Genomic DNA, 18,974 nt, shown 5'->3' on the forward strand with positions numbered 1-18,974 from the left:
TGTATGGGAAAACCATGGCCAGATCCCCTTCCCCCGTTTTTCCCACGCCGCGTCTTGTCACCACCACGCAGGAGCTTGAAACGCTTCTTGCGCCGTTGCATGGCGAATCGTTTGTCACGGTCGATACCGAATTCATGCGCGAGCGCACTTACTGGCCGGAACTGTGCCTGGTGCAGATCGGTGGCGCGCATGAGGTCATCCTGATCGATGCTCTGGCGGAAGGGCTGGATCTGGCGCCGCTGGCAGCGCTGATGGCCAATGCCGCCGTGCTCAAGGTCTTTCATGCCGCGCGGCAGGACCTGGAAATTTTCCTGCATCTGTTCGGTGCGCTGCCCACGCCGGTTTTCGACACGCAGGTCGCGGCCATGGTGGCGGGCTTTGGCGATCAGGTGGGCTATGACAGCCTTGTCGGATCCCTTGCCGGGTATGTCATCGACAAGAGCCATCGCTTTACGGACTGGTCGGTCCGCCCGCTGTCAGACGCACAGCTCAGTTACGCGGCGGGAGATGTCACCTGGTTGCGTGTGGTTTACGAACGGCTTGTGGCCAAGCTGGAGCAGGAAAAGCGTCTGAGCTGGGTCGCGGCCGAAATGGCGGAGCTGGAAACGCCCGAGACGTTCCTGCCCGACCCGGAACGCCAGTGGGAACGTCTGCGCGCCCGTACGGGCAACCGGCGTATGCTGGCGGTACTGCGGGCCGTGGCGGCCCTGCGCGAGCGCGAGGCCCAGCGGATCAACGTGCCGCGCCAGCGCCTGATCAAGGATGAAAGCCTGCTTGAAATCGCGGCAACGACCCCTGTCACTCTTGGTGCGCTGTCCAGAGTGCGTGGCGTGTCACGCGGGTTGGCGGAAGGAAGCGTGGGTCAGGCGCTGCTGGAGGCCGTGAAGCAGGCGCAGGCCCTGCCCGAGAGCGAACTGCCCAAACTGCCCAAAGGCCGCAACAAGGACGCGCCGCGCCCTCCTGCATCGCTTGTGGCATTGCTGAAAGTGCTGCTGGCGGCCTGCTGTGAGGAGCATGACGTAGCCCCCAGGCTTGTTGCTTCCCAGGACGATCTGGAGGCTTTCGCGCTCGATCCCGAACAGCCGGGGCCGCTTTCGGGTGGCTGGCGTGGCCGGGTGTTCGGCCAGACGGCACGCGCCCTGTGTGCTGGCCAGGTGGCACTGTGTATCCGGGATGGCAAGGTTGAGACCCTGCCATGCAACGAACTGTCCAACGCAGGCTGAAAGCCCTTGTCGATCGGCCATGGGTTTTTGGATCATGGCCGGTCCCGCACGGGGGCAAGGAGCAGGCAGGCCACGGCCTGTGCGCCTGCCTGCCCCTTGGGGATGTTTCAGAAACCCATTTCTTCCCACAAGTTGGAAAGCGGGCGGGCCCCGTAATGGGAAATGATTTCCGACGCCGCGACCGAAGCCAGCCGCCCGCATTCGGGCAGGCTGCGGCCTGATGTCAGCCCGGCCATGAAGCCTGCGGCATAGGCGTCGCCCGCGCCGGTGGTGTCCACAACCTGCGTCGGCACCGGAGAAACCTGCGTAAAAGCGCCGTCATGTACGACCACGCTGCCCAAGGCGGAGCGGGTTAGTGCTGCGAACGTGGTGTCATGGGCGGTCTTGCGGGCGGCTTCGTCAAAGCTTTCGGTTTCGTACAGGGCGCAGATTTCGTCCTCGTTGGCGAACAGAATATCCACATGCCCCTTCACCAGGTCCAGGAACGCGTCACGGTGGCGGCCGACGCAGAACGGGTCCGACAGGGACAGGGCGACCTGCCGCCCGTTCGCATGGGCAATGGCGGCGGCATGGCGGAACGCTTCCTGCGCGTGGGGGGGGTCGAACAGGTAGCCTTCCAGATAGACAATGCGCGATGCGGTAATGATATCGGGCAGAACGTCTTCGGGGGTGAAGCACGAACACGCGCCCAGATAGGTGGCCATGGTGCGCTGGCCGTCCGGGGTGATCATGACAATGCAGCGTGCTGTCGGCAGATTTTCGAAGGTCTGCGTATTCAGCGGCTGGGAGGGAAATTCAACGCCGTTATCGCGCAGGTCCTGCACGAATTTCTGCCCCGCGGTATCGCGCGCGACCTTGCCCAGATACGCCACGCGGGCGCCGAACTGCGCCGCCACCACGCAGCTATTGGCGACAGACCCGCCGCCCATGACCTGCTCGGGGGTCAGTGCGGCTTCAAGGGCGTGGGCGCGGTCCGCATCCACCAGCGTCATGCTGCCCGGTGTCAGGTTCTGTTTTTCCAGAAAGGCGGGGTCGACCTTGGCCAGAATATCGGTAATGGCGTTCCCGATCCCGAGAATATCGTATTTTGTGTCGGTGGCTGTCATATGGGCGAAAACTTCTTTTAAAAATGAAACTGTCTGGCTGTTTGGCTAGCGCGCTGCCATAAAAAGGGCAACAGTAGCGTGTAGGCAAGCTTTGCCCCAGGACACGACGCCTGTATAGAATCGGAACGATCCTGAGCAGGCGGCCTGGGGCGCGCGCGGCGGCCCGCAGGGGCGGGATTGCTGCCTGAACGACAGATAGTTTTGATTGGCGGGGGGAATTTCTTGTTCAGAAGACGAAAGCCTGAAGACAAACGACCATCGGAACAGACCTCCGCTGCCAGTCCGTCGGCGCCCGCGCGCCCGGCAGGGGTATCGGAGTCCAGTTTTTCATCCACAGCAGGGCGGCCGGGAGCATCCGTAACGGGCCCGGCCACTTCTCGTCCTGACACACTCAAGGAGACCTCGCTCATGGGCCGTGCGCCTCTTCCCTCCGGTTCCCCCCTTCCTTCGGGCGCTGGCATTCCGCCTATTCCGGGTGCAGCCCCGCGCGGCATGCCGCCCCAGCAGGCGCCCGGTCGCAAGGACGTGCCCGAGCAGCGTACACTGGTTGTCGGGCGCGGTATCAGCGTGCAGGGTTCGGTTCAGGATGCCGAACGTCTGGTGGTTGAAGGCACGGTGGAATCCAGCCTGATCAACGCCAAGGAACTGGTGGTGATGCCGGGCGGCCTGTTCCGTGGCGGTGTCGAAGTCGAGAATGCTGAAATTGCCGGCACGGTCGACGGGTCGTTGATTGTCCGTGGCAGCCTGACCGTGCGTGGTACGGGGCGCCTGCTGGGCAAGGCGTCCTGCCATCGTCTGAAGGTGGATGACGGCGGCCAGATTACCGGCCAGCTGGAAATGCTGCCCGAAAGTGGTGCGACACCGGCTGCCGCGACAGATGCACCGGCAGAGTCCGCGCCGGAAGCAGACCCTGCGGCCTGATGTCGCATCGGGTGCGGATCGGGTTTTGTCAAAAAGACCCGTGACCGGGATCGATAAAAAAAGGGGCTGCACCGTAAGGTGCGGCCCCTTTCCGTTTTGGGCGCTCAACAGTCTGTCCTCTCGGGGGCGCGCAGTCAGCGCATCCAGGTCTGCTGGACAGATGCTACAGCCCCGGGTCTGGGGCTGTCATGGGTTCAGGCCATGGTGTCGCGGCGGTCACGCAGCCTGACATAGGCAATCTGGGCGTGTTCTTCGCAATAGGGCTTACCGGGCAGGGGCGTCGCACCGCAGAAATGGAAGCCGGGCGTGCCGGGGTCTCCGATCGGCCAACAGCAGGACGGACCGCGACGTTTCTGGGGTTCGGCGTCGGAAATGGTGCGAAAGACCGGTTTGGTCTTGGGAGCCGCCTTGGGGCTTGCCACCACTTTCTCCTTGGGTTGCACCTTTTCCTGAACCGGTGCCTCCGTGGGCTGGGGGGTAGACGGAACAGCCGGACCCTGTTCGCCGCTGCCGTGTGCAGGCGGCATACGGGGGGCGGGTGCCGGGGGCGGTTCGCTATGGGGTGCGTCGGCCGGTGCTTCGGCAACAGGCTGCACGGCTTTCTCGGGTTTTTCCGTGCCAGGTGGCTTGGCCTTGCCTTCCCGCCGGATGGGGGATGGGCGTGGCGGCAACCCAAGCCGGTGTGCCTTGCCAACGACAGCGTTTTTGGTGATGGAGAGGCGCCGGCCGATTTCCGCAGTTGACAGACCTTCTGCCCACAGGTCTTTCAACTGGGCGATTATTTCTTCGGTCCACTCCATCCACAGGCACCTTTTTTTACTATTGCACGGCTGGCAAGCAGGGCGCCGGCCTTTCAGAGGGTTGCATACTAAGAGGATGTGCGGCGCTTCTCAAGCGCAAAGCCCAGAAAAGACGGGTTTGCGCTTGAGAAAAGCCCCCGTTTATGCCCGGTTTGCGCGCCCGCGGGAAGGCCGCCTTCAGGCGTTGCCGAATTCCAGCGGGCACGGGCCGGGACGGCCCAGAAAATAGCCCTGGGCTTCGGTGCATTTCATGGCCCGCACGGCCTTGAGCTGCACTTCGGATTCAACGCCTTCCACAATAACGGTCTTGGCGCGAATACTCGCAATGCCGACAATGGACTGAATGATTTCTTTAGCTGTCGGGTCGGGCAGGGCCTGAACAAAGCTGCGATCGATCTTGATCTTGTCGAAAGGCAGTTTCCACAAATAGCTGAGTGACGAATACCCGGTCCCGAAATCATCGATACTGATATTGCAGCCAATGTCGCGGATATCGTTCAGGATGGAATTTTTGTATTCATATTCGTCCATCAGGACGCTTTCCGTAATTTCAAGATCCAGCCGGCTGGGTTTCAGTCCCGTTTCAGCCAGTATGGCCCGGATGACGTCGGGGAACTGGCGGCGTTTGAGCTGCAGGGGGGAAACATTGACCGATACGGTCACGGTTTCGGGCCATGTCCGGGCCTGGGAACAGGCCATGCGGAGCACGCGTTCGCCAAATTCGTGGATCAGCCCGGTGTCTTCGACCAGACGGATGAACACGTCCGGCGGAATTGTCCCGCGTTCGGCATGGTGCCAGCGGGCCAGTGCCTCGAAAGAGCGGATGGTGTTGGTGGTCAGGCAGAATATGGGCTGGTAGTGCAGGCTCAGTCCTTCGCCGTCGACCATTTTATGCAAGGCCGCGACCAGTTCGGCCCGGTCCCTGATTTCGCGGCTCAGGTCGTTGTCGAACAGCTTGTACTGGCAGCGGCCCAGAGACTTGGCTTTGTAAAGAGCCATATCGGCGTGGCGCAGCAAGGTTGCGCTGTCCTCCGCCTGACCGGGGAAATGGGCCGCCCCTATGCTGGCCCCCACCACGACTTCATTATTCTGGATTGTATAGGGCGCGCTCAGGAGTTTGATCAGTTCCGCCAGGCGGGGCTCGATCGGGGTGGTGGCGGAGCAGTATGGCCATATCATCGCGAATTCGTCGCCACCAAGGCGGGCTACAAAATCGTCCTGACGGCAGAAGGTCTGGAGTCTCAGCGCTGCTTTTCTGAGCAGTTCGTCGCCCGCGCTGTGGCCGTGCATGTCATTGATGGATTTGAAGTGATCCAGATCGATATAGAGCAGGAAGAATTCGAAATCCTCCTGATTGGACATGGCATGTAGCCGGGAGCTGAAATAATTCCGGTTGGGCAGGCCGGTCAGGTTATCGTAATGGGCAAGCTGTTCTATGCTGCGCTGGGCCTCGCGGTATTCTGTTATGTCATCCGCGACGCAGAGTTCCCAGCGGCGATTGCCGTCATCATCGTCGATCAGCAGGTTTCTTTTGGACAGAATGCGCTCGATACCCTTGCGGTCTGTCAGCGTCTGTTCCGATTTGCCCACGCGTCCCTGCCATGCGGTGTCCTCGGTCAGGGCGGAAGGCATGTCGGGGATTGTGTCGTCCAGCCCGTTCAGGGTGAAGGAGTGGGAGGACAGGCCAACTTCCTCCGCGGCCCTGTTGTGAATGATGGTGTCGCCGGTACTGACGTCACGCACCTGGATCGCGGTGGGGATGTTGTCGATGATGGTGGAAATGAACAGCTTGTCCCGCAGGATAATCTTGTTGGCCTGACGTAGCTCACCCGTGGTCTGGCGCAGTTCCTTGATCGTATCCACGGCCTGGGCGTGCAGGGCCTTGGTGAGGTTGAAGGTAGACCCGACGCCGTAATATTCGTGATTTTTTGTAATAATGAACCCGGTCAACTGGTTCAGTAAGTGCGTATTGAGAATGGTATCCACAAAATCGGACACGAATTCATCCGCATCGACCAGAATGGGGTTGCGGTCCATCAGCAGGGAGATGGAACGGTTGGCGAATATTTCATAGCCGAACCGGTGGCCCACACGGAGCAGAAAGGTCCACCGGCCGATAATACCGACCGGGCGATTATGCGCATCGACAACAGGAATTTCGGAAAGGTCCGTGTTTTCCTGGAACAGGGCAAAGATATTCGCACCCGTTTCATTCGACGAAACGGATGGCACGTTAACGGCAATGTCTCTCATCCGTCGTTGTGCTAGGTGATCGCGCATGGCCGCCTCAGACGAAGACAGGATGGCATATAAAAAGCCGCATGATGGAATTCCGCCTTGATTCGGTGGAGGTTTGGAATCTTAAAAAGCATTCATAAAACGTAAAGCATCATAATTGTCGCATGAATTTATTGTTGCGCCGCCAAGGATCGTCCGTGCGTGCGGGAGATCGTTATCACAGGCTGCGCGTGCGTCGCCGCCGCTCTGAAGTTCCTTTCCCTGGCGATGGCGATTCCCCGTCCGGGGGTGTGTCGCGTGGTGATTCTGTAAAAAATTCCTGCGGTATTTGGATGGAAAAGATCAGATTTGGCAATACCAACGTTGCAATTGATGATCTGGCCCAAGGGGATAGGGCGTATTTTGGGCCAGGTTTGTCGCCGGTCCCTCGCCGTACCCGGCCTGATAACGGGAGGGTGGAGGCAGGTGCTGGACATGCCGCAGCAGTTGTTGCTGGCCGGCGATTGGCCCCGGTCAGAGGAGAATTACCATGCGCCAGCCAGTCGGCCCGTGGCGCGGGACTATGGCGCCGTGCCTCGGACCCCTGGTCCCGCAAGGGCAATCCGGGACGCAATGCTTCTGTCATGGAAAAGTCTCCCCAGGCAGTGGCCTGCGCCCCTGGGGAGATGAGAGACCCCCCGATGACGGCGTTCCATACAATGCGAATGCCGGCGGCGCGGTGTGTTCCGTGATGGTGAGAGAATAAAAAATATTTTTCATGAAAGCAAATAACAATTACGATAAATATCGTAAGCATCATTCATAAATGATCAATGTTCTGAAATATGTCTTTTCGGGTTTTGCTTTAGGGCAGGTCCAGCGTGTTGCAGGTCAATTGTTTTAATATCATCTTATCTATTTGCTACGTGACATGACCCGCTTGCCTGCTGCTGACGGGGGCAGAGACAGCGTTCAGGGCGCGCGCATTGATATCGCATCCTGTAACTGGCTGCATGATCCGGGGCGAACCGTGTGGTGCCCGGAATGGGCCAGTCAGTCATATTTCCAGGAGGGGGGCGTCATGTGGGCGGGTGCTATCCGTGCCGCGACCGGCTGGGCAATATACCGTGCAGCATGCCACGATCCTTGCCCGGATACGGTGATTTTGATTGCCGGAATGTTGGGAGAAGGGTGTCATGGCACGGCATGGGAGTATGACCCGGCATGGTCGGGAAAGCTTTGCGAGTATATATATCTGTTTTGAATAGGTCGACGATGTAAAATCCGTCAGAAGCAGGACTGTCTTTAGAGTAAAAGTTGCATGTTCGGCCCCTCTTCTTTACAGAGGAACAGCGATCATATAATTACAGAACCTGCTCAATGCGCTGAATGGTGGCTGGAATAAGGGTGATAGGGAACCGACGCAACACATTGACTATGCATCAGGAGTGTTGACGGACCGTAAATTTTTGACTCCTGAGTTTCTAGGGACATGTAGGGAATGGATAAAAAATTTATTTATTTAAGCCCGAAGGAGCAATGGAAAGATATTATCACGCAAGCTCCCTCAGGGCAGAGAGAGTATGTCAGGACCGTTATTCAAGACAACGCTGTTGCGTGTATAGACCTTTTTATCAAGGCCATTTTCCAGCATGAGAGTGCGGCGGAGTTTCTGCGGAAAGAGGCGTTACTTCGCAAATTGCGGAAAAATCTGTATTTCTACCTGAAAGCGGTTTTTGCCGCTTCTCCCGACAATGTCGAGCATGTCTGTATATTGCAGAAGCGTATGGGAAGTGCCTATGCGCGACTTGAAATACCGGCCCATCTGATTGCCTATGGTTTTTTTATTATCAAAAGGGAAATCATATCCCTGTTTCTGGCAAAGAAAACCGACCCTTTCGACAGATCGACCCTGATCGTCTACATCGGCTCGGTGATGGATTTCTCGTTCAAGTTTGTCATGCGTGCTTATGATTCCAGGTTTCGCAAGGCGGTGGAGGACAAGGAAGTCCTGCGCATGGTGTCGCTGGGTCAGGATCTCGCCTTCGAGCGGGAAACGCAGGTCAGGACCTTTTTTGCATGGAGCACGCAAACCCTGACCCTTTTGTGTGAGAATAAGGCCCGCGAAATTCAACTGGTCGAGGATTCCGATTTTGGACTGTGGTTCACCCATAAAGGGCGGAACCTGTTCAAGGGAACCCGGGAATTCGATACGATCCAGAAAGAAATTGAAAAAATCGACAGCGATATCGCCCTGGTTCAGGATGGGGGAGATATTCCGAAACGGTTTTCGGAAAAAATCTATCGGTCGATAAGAAAAATCAATTTCCTGGCCGAAAACAGTTTTCATCAGATAGAAAAAGTCGAAAGCGGCAAGGACCCGCTGACAAAAGTCCTGAATAGACGGTTTCTGGATGCTGTCTTGCAAAACGAAATTTCCTACGCTTTGAAAAAAGACAAAAAATTCAGTATTATTCTGTTCGATATTGATAACTTTAAAAGCATTAACGATACATATGGGCATCTTGTCGGTGACGATGTTCTGTGTTTTGTGGCGAATACACTGGTCGCACTTTTGCGGGTCAATGATTATATTTTCCGCTACGGGGGCGAGGAGTTCCTGATTATCCTGACGGAAATGACCTCCAGAGAGGCTTTGAAATGTGCCGAGCGCCTGCGCGTCAACATGGAAAACAAGCCCCTGCTGCTGTCTTCGGGCGAGACAATTGGCGTTACCCTTTCGGGGGGGCTCACGTTTTTTGATGGAAAGACGAATGTAAAGGTGCTGATAAGCCAGGCCGATCAGGCATTGTATAAAGCCAAACGGCAGGGGCGGAATCGTATTGTGACCTCTACCCCGTCAGAAGATGCCATACGTGTCGGAGGTCTGCCCGAACCATGAGACCCCGCGCGCCGTCATGCCGGGGTATCGTAAGCCGCAGAGCAGGCCGGCAGGTGCTGCGTTGTTCTTGTGCCTGAGGCTCTGTTTCTGATCTGTACCGACATTATATACCGGCAGGAATAATGACAGGAACGGCTTTCCGGGAGCTTGCAAACAGTTGATCGCGGCTGTCGGGTCCAACAGGGGCGCTACTGAGAAAATTTGCAGTTTTTAACAGGCTCAAGCACTTTATCTAGATTATCGATACAGACCTTGGCCAGGGCGGGATCGTAAATCTTGCCACTTTCATGTTTTAAAAATGTCAGCACAAAATCCGCTTTCCACGGGGCCTTGTAATCCCGGCGGGAGGCAATGGCGTCAATCGTGTCGGCCAGGGTCACAATCCGCACCAGAAGCGGAATTTCTTCCCCTTTCAGTCCGAACGGGTAGCCGGTACCGTCCCAGCGTTCGTGGTGCATCAGCATGGCGTCGCGTATTTCCTGGCAGAAATCGTGATTATACCATTGGGTTATGGCCAGACCCAGCAACGGGTGTTTTTGAACGGTTTTGCGTTCGTCTGCTGTCAGGCTGCGCGGAGCTTGCAGGATTTCCGCCGGGATCAGGATTTTCCCTGCGTCATGCATGGTTCCGGCCATTTTCAGCTTGTCCCGGTCCAGGGATGTAATGCCCGCGAGGTCAGCGATAATACCTACAATTTCCCCAACCCGGAAACCATGACCCCGATCGACGCTGGCAGCGCCATGAATGAAGGCTTCGAGAGGTAAATCCTTGGGAGGAAGCGTTTTTTCATTCCATTCCGGGTTTTCGTTATCAGGCATGCTCAAATCCTCCGAACGCCCTTTTAGAGATAAAATTTATGCCCGTAATGTATATTTCATAAGATTTTATACAAAAATAACAAATTTTTTTATACAAATCGGTCTTGTCGAGAGCACTCATTTCTGCAGCCCTCCAGCAGTCTCATTTACTCTGGCGGGAAATTAAGGAATGCGTGGTGACCGGTAAATGATCTTGGTCAACTGTTTGCCTCTAAACCGCTCCCCATATAGGAACAGAAAGCATAAGAGCCTGCATAGGGTTGAATGTTGACAGATCTGTCAGACGTTTTTGGCGGACTGTTGCGAGAGAGGGTACAGAATGTGACGGTGCCGTGATCTGGCGTCGGTTGGCATTGCTCATACGCCCTATGCAGGTGCCGGCCGCCTGAAAATATGCGGCAAAATATGCGCTCAAAAGCGGTGTCTCTTCTGATCCGGCCGTACAGGGCGAATCTCGCTCATTGACGCGCGCATGGGCCGCAGGTGTGGCGGTGCAGGACGGTTCGTGTTGCCCCACCCCGCTTATGGGAGAAAGTGCCTGCGTGCTGTCTTCGTCAGGCGGTGTCTGCCGGTTGCGGTGAGGGGCTGAAAAGCCAGTTTGATATTGCCGGTGTCTGGAAGGGAAGCGCCCTTCCAGAGAGGGAGAAACAGGCGCACGATATCTGGCTCTGGCTCTGGCTCTGGCTCTGGCTCTGGCTCTGGCTCTGGCTCTGGCTTTATTTTCTGAGAACTTTCAGGATCTGAATGGCTGCTTTCCTGGGAATTTTTATGTTGATCCGGTCGGAACTGACATAAAGCGTCTTTGCGTCGCTCCTGATCCTGAATGTTGTGTTGTTTTTAGAGATCCGTTCGTAAAAGGAAGGTTGTCCCAGACCCGCCTTTTCTCTGTAAAACCAGTATAACTGCTTCAAGGGGTGAAGGCAGGAAAATTTCCACGGTTTTCTGCTATCCGTGAAATGGATGATAAAGGGGTTTTCACGGGCGTTCTGTTCCGCGTCTTTGGAATAGGCGCGATCCAGATCGTTGGCGGAGTAAATGCGGGAGTTCGTGTTCCAGTTCAGGGGGATGATGTGCAGGTCATCCTTGTAGGCGATATTGATGATATCCTGATCCTGTAATGTAATGAGCGGCTGGTTTCTGTAAAAGACTTCCGAATAGTAAAAAGGAAGGTTGGTATATTTTTCAACGGCTTTGCCAATATCAAAAATCAGGATACCCGCATTGATATAGGTGCTGTTGGCCTTGTTCCCGAAAAGACGGCGCGATTGCAGAACGCCGCCTTCGTCCAGGGCGCCTCCGATAATTTTTTCGCCAAGATCGATATTCCATAATGTCGTGATATCGTCACAAACAATGATATCGGAATCAAGATAGATCACACGGGTGACGGATGCGGGCAGAATATCCTGCATGACCAGTCGGTAATAGGTGTTGATACTGATATGATCTCTGTTGAGAGGGAATTTTTCTATAAACGTGTTCTGCACGATGTAGAATGAAAACTGTGTCAGCCCGCGATATCTGTTTTCAAGGTGATGGATCTTGTCCCGGGACAGCCGTTGATCATGGATGATATGGAAGTGAATTCTGTTGCCATTGTGCGTATGGGCCAGCAGAGATTCGATTGTCGCCTGGGCGTGATCGGCGTAGCGGTCGTCGAATGACATAACGATGTTGATGGTGCCACCAAAGGAAATATCCTGTTCCTGTGGTGTTTTTTCCATGATCCGTCGGGCGATGGAGCCAGAATCGAAAACAGGGTCTTCTTCGCCGACAGACACCATGGGTGCATGATGGATTTTGAGCGTTTTGTCTCTGGACTGCAGATGTTCGAAAAAGACGTTGCTCAGCCGTTCGGCCAGGAAACCGAACAGTCTTTTCTGATACGTGTCATAGGAAGAAACGTCGATTTGCCGTTCCGCTTCGTTGAGCACGCCGAATAGAAAAGAGCAGTAATCATTGAAAATATCGCGCCGCATGATGGCGATATTGCCAAAAAAACACTTCTGCGCATAAATGGAATGCAGGGCGTCGATATAGTATTCAGGAAATTTCGTTTTGATAATAGACATCATGGTGTCTATATCTTTTTTATAGTGCTCCCCACAGTAATGCTCGTAGGAAGACTGGATCATGAGGGGCAGGTTGATGGGATGAATACTGTAAATGGGGGATGTTACGACCGCATGGGTCCTGAAGGTCGCGGCCAGCCCGTCGCGTGTCCACATGTTGCGCTTGATGTCTTCGGCGCTGATGCCGTTTATGGACGTATCGTGCCGTATATCGGGGTTGAATGACACATAACGTCTGTAGTGCATCAGCCCGACATAATCATGGGACGTATTTTTCCATATCCAGTACAGGGCGGTCAGTTCGCACCATTCTTTGTTCTTGTGGGAAATATTGTCTCCCGTATCGTCGCCCAGCATCCCCGGCAAGGTGGTCTTGGCAAGGCTGCGGCCGACCTGGATGGGTTCGAACACCTCGTTTTTCAGTGTTGACCATGGCTTGTGGTGACAGACATAGACTTTAATATCCACGGGAGATGTCCTGAGCTAGGCTATTGTCCAAGTTATTGTTCTTCTACCGTTACCCGGATGCTTCTCCAAGTTGGAAAGGGTCTGGCGGGCCTTTATTCTACCGTTTATTCCCGCGGTGCATTGTCTCGACCGAAGCGCCGCAAGGGATGGCATAGCTGACGGTCAGGACAGGACACGCATCTGCTGTACAAAATCGGGGAAAAGCGTGTTCAGCTTGGCGAGTGCTGTCTGCGTCATGGAGTCGCGCAGGAACAGCGCGAAGTCGAGGGGAAAGCGCCCGAACTCGCGTCGGCGCACCACCAGCGTCAGGCGGCGCAGGAACTGCCCTGTCGGTAGCGGGTGACATGTCAGGCCACAGCCGTCCGTGTAACCGGCTTCGTACAGGCAGAGCGGGGTTGTAATGGCAATACCGCCCGCCTGGCAGGCGGCGAACACGTCATAGGGCAGGTCGAATTCCTGCTGGAACGGCACGTCGATCTTCAGGCGGCGCAGAAACCGTTCGATATCGCCCCCCGTACGCGAACGCTGCGAAAAACGGATAAAAGGTCGGCCGGCAAGGCATGCGCCCAGTTCCTGTGTCGTGCGGGGTGGGGGCATGTCGGGTGGGCAGAGCAGCAGGTAGGGTTCCTCGAACAGTGGCCAGCGCTCCAGCCCGGCCACGTCTTCCATGTCGTCCACCCCGATCACGAAGTCGATCTGGCGGGTCAGCAGGGCGGTGGCGTGGGTTTCGGTCAGGCCAGCATGAATGATAAGCCGCCCCACGCGTCCGTACATGTAGCGCGAAATATGCGCCGACATGGCGCGGGACAGCGAATCGACAACGCCCATGCGCAGTTGCGGCACATGGCCCAGCCGTATTTCCTGAATATTGGTGGCGATATGGCGGACTTCCGCCAGCATGGTGGCGGCGTACTGGCGCAGTACCGTGCCCGCCGCGGTCAGGGCCAGCGGGCGCACGTTGCGGTCGAACAGGGTTGCTCCCAGGCGGCTTTCCAGGTCGGCAATGGTCTGCGATATGGCGGGCTGCGTGACCTTGAGCGCCCGTGCCGCCGCAGCCATGCTGCCATTGTCGCAGACTGCCAGAAAAACGCTGAGCGATGAAAGCTCGAAGGGGAGGTCCACGATCGCCATGGGCCTATTATAAGAAAAATTTATTGTGTCTCAAGCCTGATCGGCCCTTAGATGACAATCAGGATTACAGAGCGGATTAACCATGCAAACCGATCGTTACTCCCTTTTCTCGCTGCTGCGCGAAGCCTGGCGTGGCAACACAGGCTGGAAACCGGCCTGGCGCAAGGCGGCCCCTGCTGCGCGGTACGACTATATTATCGTCGGCGGTGGCGGCCATGGCCTTGCAACCGCCTATTATCTGGCCCGGCGCTATGGCGGGCAGCGCATCGCCGTGGTGGAAAAAGGCTGGATCGGCGGGGGCAATGTGGGGCGCAATACCACCATTGTCCGCTCCAACTACCTGCTGCCCGGGAACGAGCCGTTTTACGAATGTTCCATGAAGCTGTGGGAAGGGCTGGAACAGGACATCAACTACAACGCCATGGTCAGCCAGCGCGGCGTGTTGAACCTGTTCCATAACGACGCCCAGCGTAACGCCTATATCCGGCGTGGTAACGGCATGCGCCTGCACGGGGTGGATGCCGAACTGCTGGACGCCCGCGCCGTGCGTGAAAAACTGCCGTTCCTGAATTTCGATGACGCGCGCTTTCCCATCAAGGGCGGGTTGCTGCAACCGCGTGGCGGCACGGTCCGGCACGACGCCGTGGCCTGGGGCTATGCGCGCGCCGCCGACCGGCTTGGCGTGGATATTATCGAGAACTGCGAAGTCACGGGCCTGCGTATCGAGCACGGGCGTGCCGTGGGGGTGGAAACCTCGCGCGGGTTTATCGGGGCGGGCAAGGTCGGTCTGGCGTGCGCGGGCAACTCCTCCCGCGTGGCGGCCATGGCCGGGCTGCGCCTGCCGATCGAAAGCCATGTGTTGCAGGCTTTCGTCAGCGAAGGGCTCAAGCCGTTCATCGACTGTGTCGTAACCTTTGGGGCGGGGCATTTCTATATCAGCCAGTCCGACAAGGGCGGGCTTGTGTTCGGTGGCGATATCGACGGCTACAATTCCTACGCGCAGCGCGGCAACCTGCCCGTGATCGAGGATGTGTGCGAGGGCGGCATGGCGCTTATGCCGCGTATCGGCCGGGTGCGCCTGCTGCGGCACTGGGGCGGGTTGATGGATATGTCCATGGATGGCAGCCCCATTATCGACCATACGCCGGTGGACGGGTTGTACCTGAACGCGGGCTGGTGTTACGGCGGGTTCAAGGCCACGCCGGCATCGGGCCTGTGCTTCGCGCATCTTCTGGCGCGGGACGAACCGCACCCGGTGGCGGTCGCCTTCAGGCTGGACCGCTTTGCCCGTGGCGCCGTGATTGACGAAAAAGGCATGGGCGCACAGCCCAACCTGCATTGAGGTTTCCATGCGTCTGACCTGTCCTTTCTGCGGCTCTCGCGGGCTCGAGGAATTCACCTATCGGGGCGATGCCACGGTGCGCCGCCCTGCTGCCACCACCACTCTCCAGACCGACGCGCAGGCCTGGACCGATTATGTCTACCTGCGGGACAATCCCGCCGGGCTGCATGACGAGCTTTGGTACCACGGCGTGGGCTGCCGGTCCTGGCTGGTGGTCACGCGCGATACACGCACCCACCGGGTCGAGACCGTGCGGTCCGCCCGCGCTGTGGCGCTGGCCGAACGTGCGGACGGTGCGGCATGAGCGGCGTGGCCCCACACCCCGGCGCGGGTGCCCAGCCCATGCGTGTCGCACGCGGCAACGGCGTTGATGCCGACCGGGTGATCACCTTCACTTTCGATGGCCGCACGCTGAACGGCCACCCGGGTGATACGCTGGCCTCGGCCCTGCTTGCGCACGGTATCCACCTTGCCGGGCGGTCGTTCAAATACCATCGCCCACGCGGTATTCTTTCCGCCGGGCCGGAGGAGCCCAATGCGCTGGTGGAACTGCGCGACGGTGCGCGTCGCGAACCCAACACCCGCGCCACGGTGGCCGAACTGTTCGACGGGCTTGTGGCGCGCAGCCAGAACCGCTGGCCCAGCCTGGCGTTTGACGCGCTTGGCATGAACGGCCTGCTGTCCTCCGTGCTGGGGGCGGGGTTCTATTACAAGACCTTCATGTGGCCTGCGTCCTTCTGGGAAAAAGTGTACGAACCCGCCATCCGCCGTGCGGCCGGGCTGGGTCGCGCTGCGGACGAGGCCGATCCCGACCACTACGAAAAAGCCACCGCGTTCTGCGATGTTCTGGTCGTCGGCAGCGGTCCGGCTGGCCTTGCTGCGGCTCTGGCGGCGGGCCGCGCGGGTGCGCGTGTCATCCTGTGCGAGGAGGACAGCCTTCCGGGCGGTCGCCTGCGGGCCGAGCACACGACACTGGACGGCGCACCGGCGACAGACTGGGTGGCCCAGGCCAGTCAGGTTCTGGCCGCCATGCCCGAAGTACGGGTCATGACGCGCTCCTGCGTGTTCGGCACCTATGACGGTGGCACCTATGGTGTGCTCGAACGCGTGGCCGACCATAAGCCCGTTCCGGCCGAGGGCGAGGCCCGCCAGAGGCTGTGGCGCATTGTGGCCCGCCGCTGCGTGGTGGCCACGGGTGCGATCGAACGGCCCGTGGTGTTCCCCAACAATGACCGGCCGGGTGTGATGCTGGCCGGGGCCGTGCGGACCTATGTGAACCGCTTTGGCGTCGCACCGGGCCGCCGGGCCGTGGTCTATACCTGCAACGATGACGGGCTGCGCACCGCACAGGACCTGAACCGCGTGGGTGTGAAGGTCGCAGCCATTGTCGATTCCCGCCCCGAAGGCACGGGGGCAGGCGCACAGGTGGCACGGGACTGCGGCGCACCGTTTTTTGCGGGTGCGTCCATTGCCGATACCTATGGCCGCATGGGGGTCAGGTCGGTGCTGGTGCGCGATGCCGCCGGGCAGGCGCGCAGCATCCCGTGCGATCTGGTGGCCATGTCGGGTGGCTGGTCGCCCAATATCGCGCTGACAACACATCAGGGTGCCCGCCCCGACTACCGGGAGGATATCTGCGCTTTCGTACCCAGCGCCTTGCCGCCGGGCATGGTGGTGGTGGGGGCCGCAGCCGGTATGTTCGACACCGCCGGGGCGCTGGCGCAGGGCGCGCAGGCCGGGCAGGAGGCAGCGGCCACCTGCGGGTTCGAGGCTGCTCTGCCTGACCTGCCCCGTGCCGAACCCACATCTTATGCGATCCACGCCCTGTTCCATGCGCTCAAGGGTGTGGCTGCGGCCAGGAAGGGCAAGGCGTTCGTCGATTTCCAGAACGATGTGACCGCCAAGGATATCGGCCTTGCCGCGCGGGAAGGTTTTGTCTCGGTCGAGCACCTCAAGCGCTACACCACGCTGGGCATGGCGACCGACCAGGGCAAGACGTCCAACGTCAACGCTCTGGCCCTGATGGCCGAAATCACCGAACGCAGCATTGCCCGGACCGGCACCACACTGATCCGCCCGCCCACGCAGCCTGTGGCCATTGGCGCGCTGGCCGGTGCGCATCGTGGCCGCCATTTCAAACCCGAACGCCTGCCCCCCACCCATCAGTGGGCGGTGGAGCAGGGGGCGGTGTTCACGGCCAACGGGCTGTGGCAACGGGCGCAGTGGTACCCCCGCGCGGGTGAGAAAGACTGGCAGGAAACGGTCAACCGCGAGGTACGCACGGTGCGTGAGGCCGTGGGCTTCTGTGACGTGACGACCCTTGGCAAGATCGATATCCAGGGACCGGATGCGGCGGAGTTTCTCGAACGCGTTTACGTCAACGCCTGGAAAAAACTGCCCGTGGGCCGGGCCCGTTACGGTCTGATGCTGCGTGAGGACGGTTTTGCCTATGATGACGGCACCACCGCGCGGCTGGGTGAGACCCATTACGTCATGACCACCACCACCGCCAATGCGGGCGGGGTCATGGCGCATCTGGAATTCTGCCACCAGTGGCTCTGGCCGGAACTGGAAGTGCAGTTCATTTCCGTGACCGACGAATGGGCGCAGATCGCAGTCGCGGGGCCGAAATCGCGCGATGTGCTGCGCCAGATCGTCGATCCTGCGTTCGACCTGTCGAACGAGGCGTTCGGCTACATGGGGGCGGCCGCGGTCACGGTCTGCGGCGGGCAGGAGGCGCGGCTGTTCCGTCTCTCCTTCTCCGGCGAACTCGCATACGAACTGGCCGTGCCCGCGCGGTACGGGGCAGCCATGGCCGAGCGGCTGATGCAGGTGGGTGCTCCTTACGGCATAGCCCCGTACGGGACCGAGGCGCTGGGTGTGCTGCGTATTGAAAAAGGCCACCCCGCCGGCCCGGAACTGAACGGGCAGACCACCGCCCACGACCTGGGCATGGGCCGCATGCTGTCCACGAAAAAGGACTTTATCGGCCGCACCATGGCGCAGCGCCCGGTGCTGACCGATCCGGCCCGGCCTACGCTGGTGGGGCTGCAACCCCTGCGCGCGACCGACGTGCTGGCAGCGGGCGCGCACCTGCTACCGCAAGGTGCCACCGCCAGTGCGGAGGCCGACCAGGGGTGGATTTCCTCCGCCGCGTGGTCGCCCACGGTCGGGTCATGGATCGCACTTGGCTTTCTGACCAATGGCCCCGCCCGGCTGGGTGAGACGGTTGCCGTGCACAATCCGCTTGCAGGCACTGTCGTGAACGCCCGTGTCGTATCCCCTGTTTTTGTCGATCCCGAGGGAGAGCGTTTGCATGGCTGACACGCTTTATGCCGCCGCACCGATTACCGCCGAGACTGTCAGTGCGCATGGGGTGCGGCTTGCCATGGTCCCTCTGGCCGAGGCGGCAAGTCTGGGTGCGTTTTCCGGCCCGCGGCGGGACACGCTGCTGGCCAGCGTGCGCGACGCCTTCGGGGTGGACCTGCCCCAGACTCCAAAAGCCGTGACCTCGGCCGACGGGCTGGTGACGTTCCTGTGGTGCGGCCCGGCGCAATGGCTGGCGCTGGCTCCGGCCGAGGCTGCATCCGGGGTAGCATCCGGGCCGTCGGCCGGGCAGGGGCTCATGGCGCGGTTGCAGGCGTCGTGCGGGGCTGTCTGCGCACTGAGCGCGCAGGGCGACAGCCGCACCGTCCTGCGCCTGTCGGGGCCCGGCACGCGGGAGGTCCTGTCCCGCCTTGTGCCCGTGGACCTGCACCCGCAGGCGTTCGGGGCGGGAGATGTCGCCCTGACGCTGGCAGGGCATATCCCGGTTATTCTGCGCTGTCTGGACGATCAGCCCGAAGCCTGCGAAATTCTGGTGTTTCGCGGTTTCGCGGCCAGTCTGTTCCATGATCTGCACGTCGCCATGACCGGGCTGGGAGGCGGTACCGGAGGTCGGTCAGCCTGACCGACCCGTCCCTTCCGCAGCCTTT

13 protein-coding genes are annotated in these 18,974 nt (G+C 59.1%); 7 read left to right on the forward strand and 6 right to left on the reverse strand.

Annotation, left to right across the window (positions count from 1 at the left end; all coding sequences use genetic code 11):
* The first annotated feature begins 14 nt into the window (after positions 1 to 14).
* Positions 15 to 1,223 carry a ribonuclease D gene (gene rnd / locus ABF990_RS04870; RefSeq protein WP_415491227.1) on the forward strand — a complete coding sequence of 403 codons (1,209 nt, stop codon included), beginning with the start codon at positions 15 to 17 and terminating at the stop codon, positions 1,221 to 1,223.
* A gap of 107 nt (positions 1,224 to 1,330) precedes the next feature.
* Here the strand turns inward: rnd and ABF990_RS04875 are convergent, their stop codons facing one another.
* Complete coding sequence (locus ABF990_RS04875) at positions 1,331 to 2,329, reverse strand: adenosine kinase (protein WP_415491228.1); 999 nt, start codon at positions 2,327 to 2,329, stop codon at positions 1,331 to 1,333.
* Between the two features lie 222 nt (positions 2,330 to 2,551).
* Here ABF990_RS04875 and ABF990_RS04880 point away from each other — a divergent pair, with 222 nt between their 5' ends.
* The gene (locus ABF990_RS04880; protein ID WP_415491229.1) at positions 2,552 to 3,250 is read left to right on the forward strand and encodes a polymer-forming cytoskeletal protein; all 699 of its coding nucleotides are present in this window, start codon (positions 2,552 to 2,554) and stop codon (positions 3,248 to 3,250) included.
* Positions 3,251 to 3,444: 194 nt separating this feature from the next.
* On the opposite strand, the gene ABF990_RS04885 is transcribed toward ABF990_RS04880, so the two are convergent.
* Together ABF990_RS04885 and ABF990_RS04890 are read right to left on the reverse strand one after the other, a co-directional pair.
* The gene (locus tag ABF990_RS04885) at positions 3,445 to 4,050 is read right to left on the reverse strand and encodes a GcrA family cell cycle regulator (RefSeq protein WP_415499910.1); all 606 of its coding nucleotides are present in this window, start codon (positions 4,048 to 4,050) and stop codon (positions 3,445 to 3,447) included.
* Between the two features lie 177 nt (positions 4,051 to 4,227).
* Positions 4,228 to 6,303 carry an EAL domain-containing protein gene (locus ABF990_RS04890; RefSeq protein ID WP_415499909.1) on the reverse strand — a complete coding sequence of 692 codons (2,076 nt, stop codon included), beginning with the start codon at positions 6,301 to 6,303 and terminating at the stop codon, positions 4,228 to 4,230.
* Positions 6,304 to 7,768: 1,465 nt separating this feature from the next.
* On the opposite strand from ABF990_RS04890, the gene ABF990_RS04895 reads away from it, so the two are divergent.
* The gene (locus ABF990_RS04895) at positions 7,769 to 9,169 is read left to right on the forward strand and encodes a GGDEF domain-containing protein (RefSeq protein WP_415499908.1); all 1,401 of its coding nucleotides are present in this window, start codon (positions 7,769 to 7,771) and stop codon (positions 9,167 to 9,169) included.
* 188 nt (positions 9,170 to 9,357) lie between these two features.
* Here the strand turns inward: ABF990_RS04895 and ABF990_RS04900 are convergent, their stop codons facing one another.
* The 3 genes from ABF990_RS04900 to ABF990_RS04910 all read right to left on the reverse strand — a co-directional run bounded on the left by ABF990_RS04900 (position 9,358) and on the right by ABF990_RS04910 (position 13,658).
* Positions 9,358 to 9,987 carry an HD-GYP domain-containing protein gene (locus ABF990_RS04900; protein WP_415499907.1) on the reverse strand — a complete coding sequence of 210 codons (630 nt, stop codon included), beginning with the start codon at positions 9,985 to 9,987 and terminating at the stop codon, positions 9,358 to 9,360.
* 716 nt (positions 9,988 to 10,703) lie between these two features.
* Positions 10,704 to 12,527: a DUF4422 domain-containing protein gene (locus ABF990_RS04905; RefSeq protein ID WP_415499906.1), complete on the reverse strand. Its 1,824-nt coding sequence runs from the start codon at positions 12,525 to 12,527 to the stop codon at positions 10,704 to 10,706.
* Between the two features lie 162 nt (positions 12,528 to 12,689).
* A complete protein-coding gene (locus tag ABF990_RS04910; RefSeq protein ID WP_415499905.1) occupies positions 12,690 to 13,658 on the reverse strand; it encodes a LysR family transcriptional regulator in 969 nt (322 codons plus the stop codon).
* A gap of 82 nt (positions 13,659 to 13,740) precedes the next feature.
* Here ABF990_RS04910 and ABF990_RS04915 point away from each other — a divergent pair, with 82 nt between their 5' ends.
* Genes ABF990_RS04915 through ABF990_RS04930 form a run of 4 tightly spaced genes read left to right on the forward strand, consistent with a single transcriptional unit; the run spans position 13,741 to position 18,949 of the window.
* Positions 13,741 to 15,000: a sarcosine oxidase subunit beta family protein gene (locus tag ABF990_RS04915; RefSeq protein WP_415499904.1), complete on the forward strand. Its 1,260-nt coding sequence runs from the start codon at positions 13,741 to 13,743 to the stop codon at positions 14,998 to 15,000.
* Between the two features lie 7 nt (positions 15,001 to 15,007).
* On the forward strand, positions 15,008 to 15,304 hold the full coding sequence (locus tag ABF990_RS04920; protein WP_415499903.1) for a sarcosine oxidase subunit delta: 297 nt from the start codon (positions 15,008 to 15,010) through the stop codon (positions 15,302 to 15,304).
* A complete protein-coding gene (locus ABF990_RS04925; RefSeq protein ID WP_415499902.1) occupies positions 15,301 to 18,324 on the forward strand; it encodes a sarcosine oxidase subunit alpha family protein in 3,024 nt (1,007 codons plus the stop codon). Before ABF990_RS04920 ends, ABF990_RS04925 begins: the two co-directional genes overlap by 4 nt.
* Positions 18,317 to 18,949, forward strand: coding sequence for a sarcosine oxidase subunit gamma (locus ABF990_RS04930; RefSeq protein ID WP_415499901.1), 633 nt, complete (start codon positions 18,317 to 18,319; stop codon positions 18,947 to 18,949). Before ABF990_RS04925 ends, ABF990_RS04930 begins: the two co-directional genes overlap by 8 nt.
* The last annotated feature ends 25 nt before the right edge of the window (positions 18,950 to 18,974 follow it).

It is taken from the genome of Acetobacter sp. (assembly GCF_047723915.1).
Taxonomy (GTDB): Bacteria; Pseudomonadota; Alphaproteobacteria; order Acetobacterales; family Acetobacteraceae; genus Acetobacter.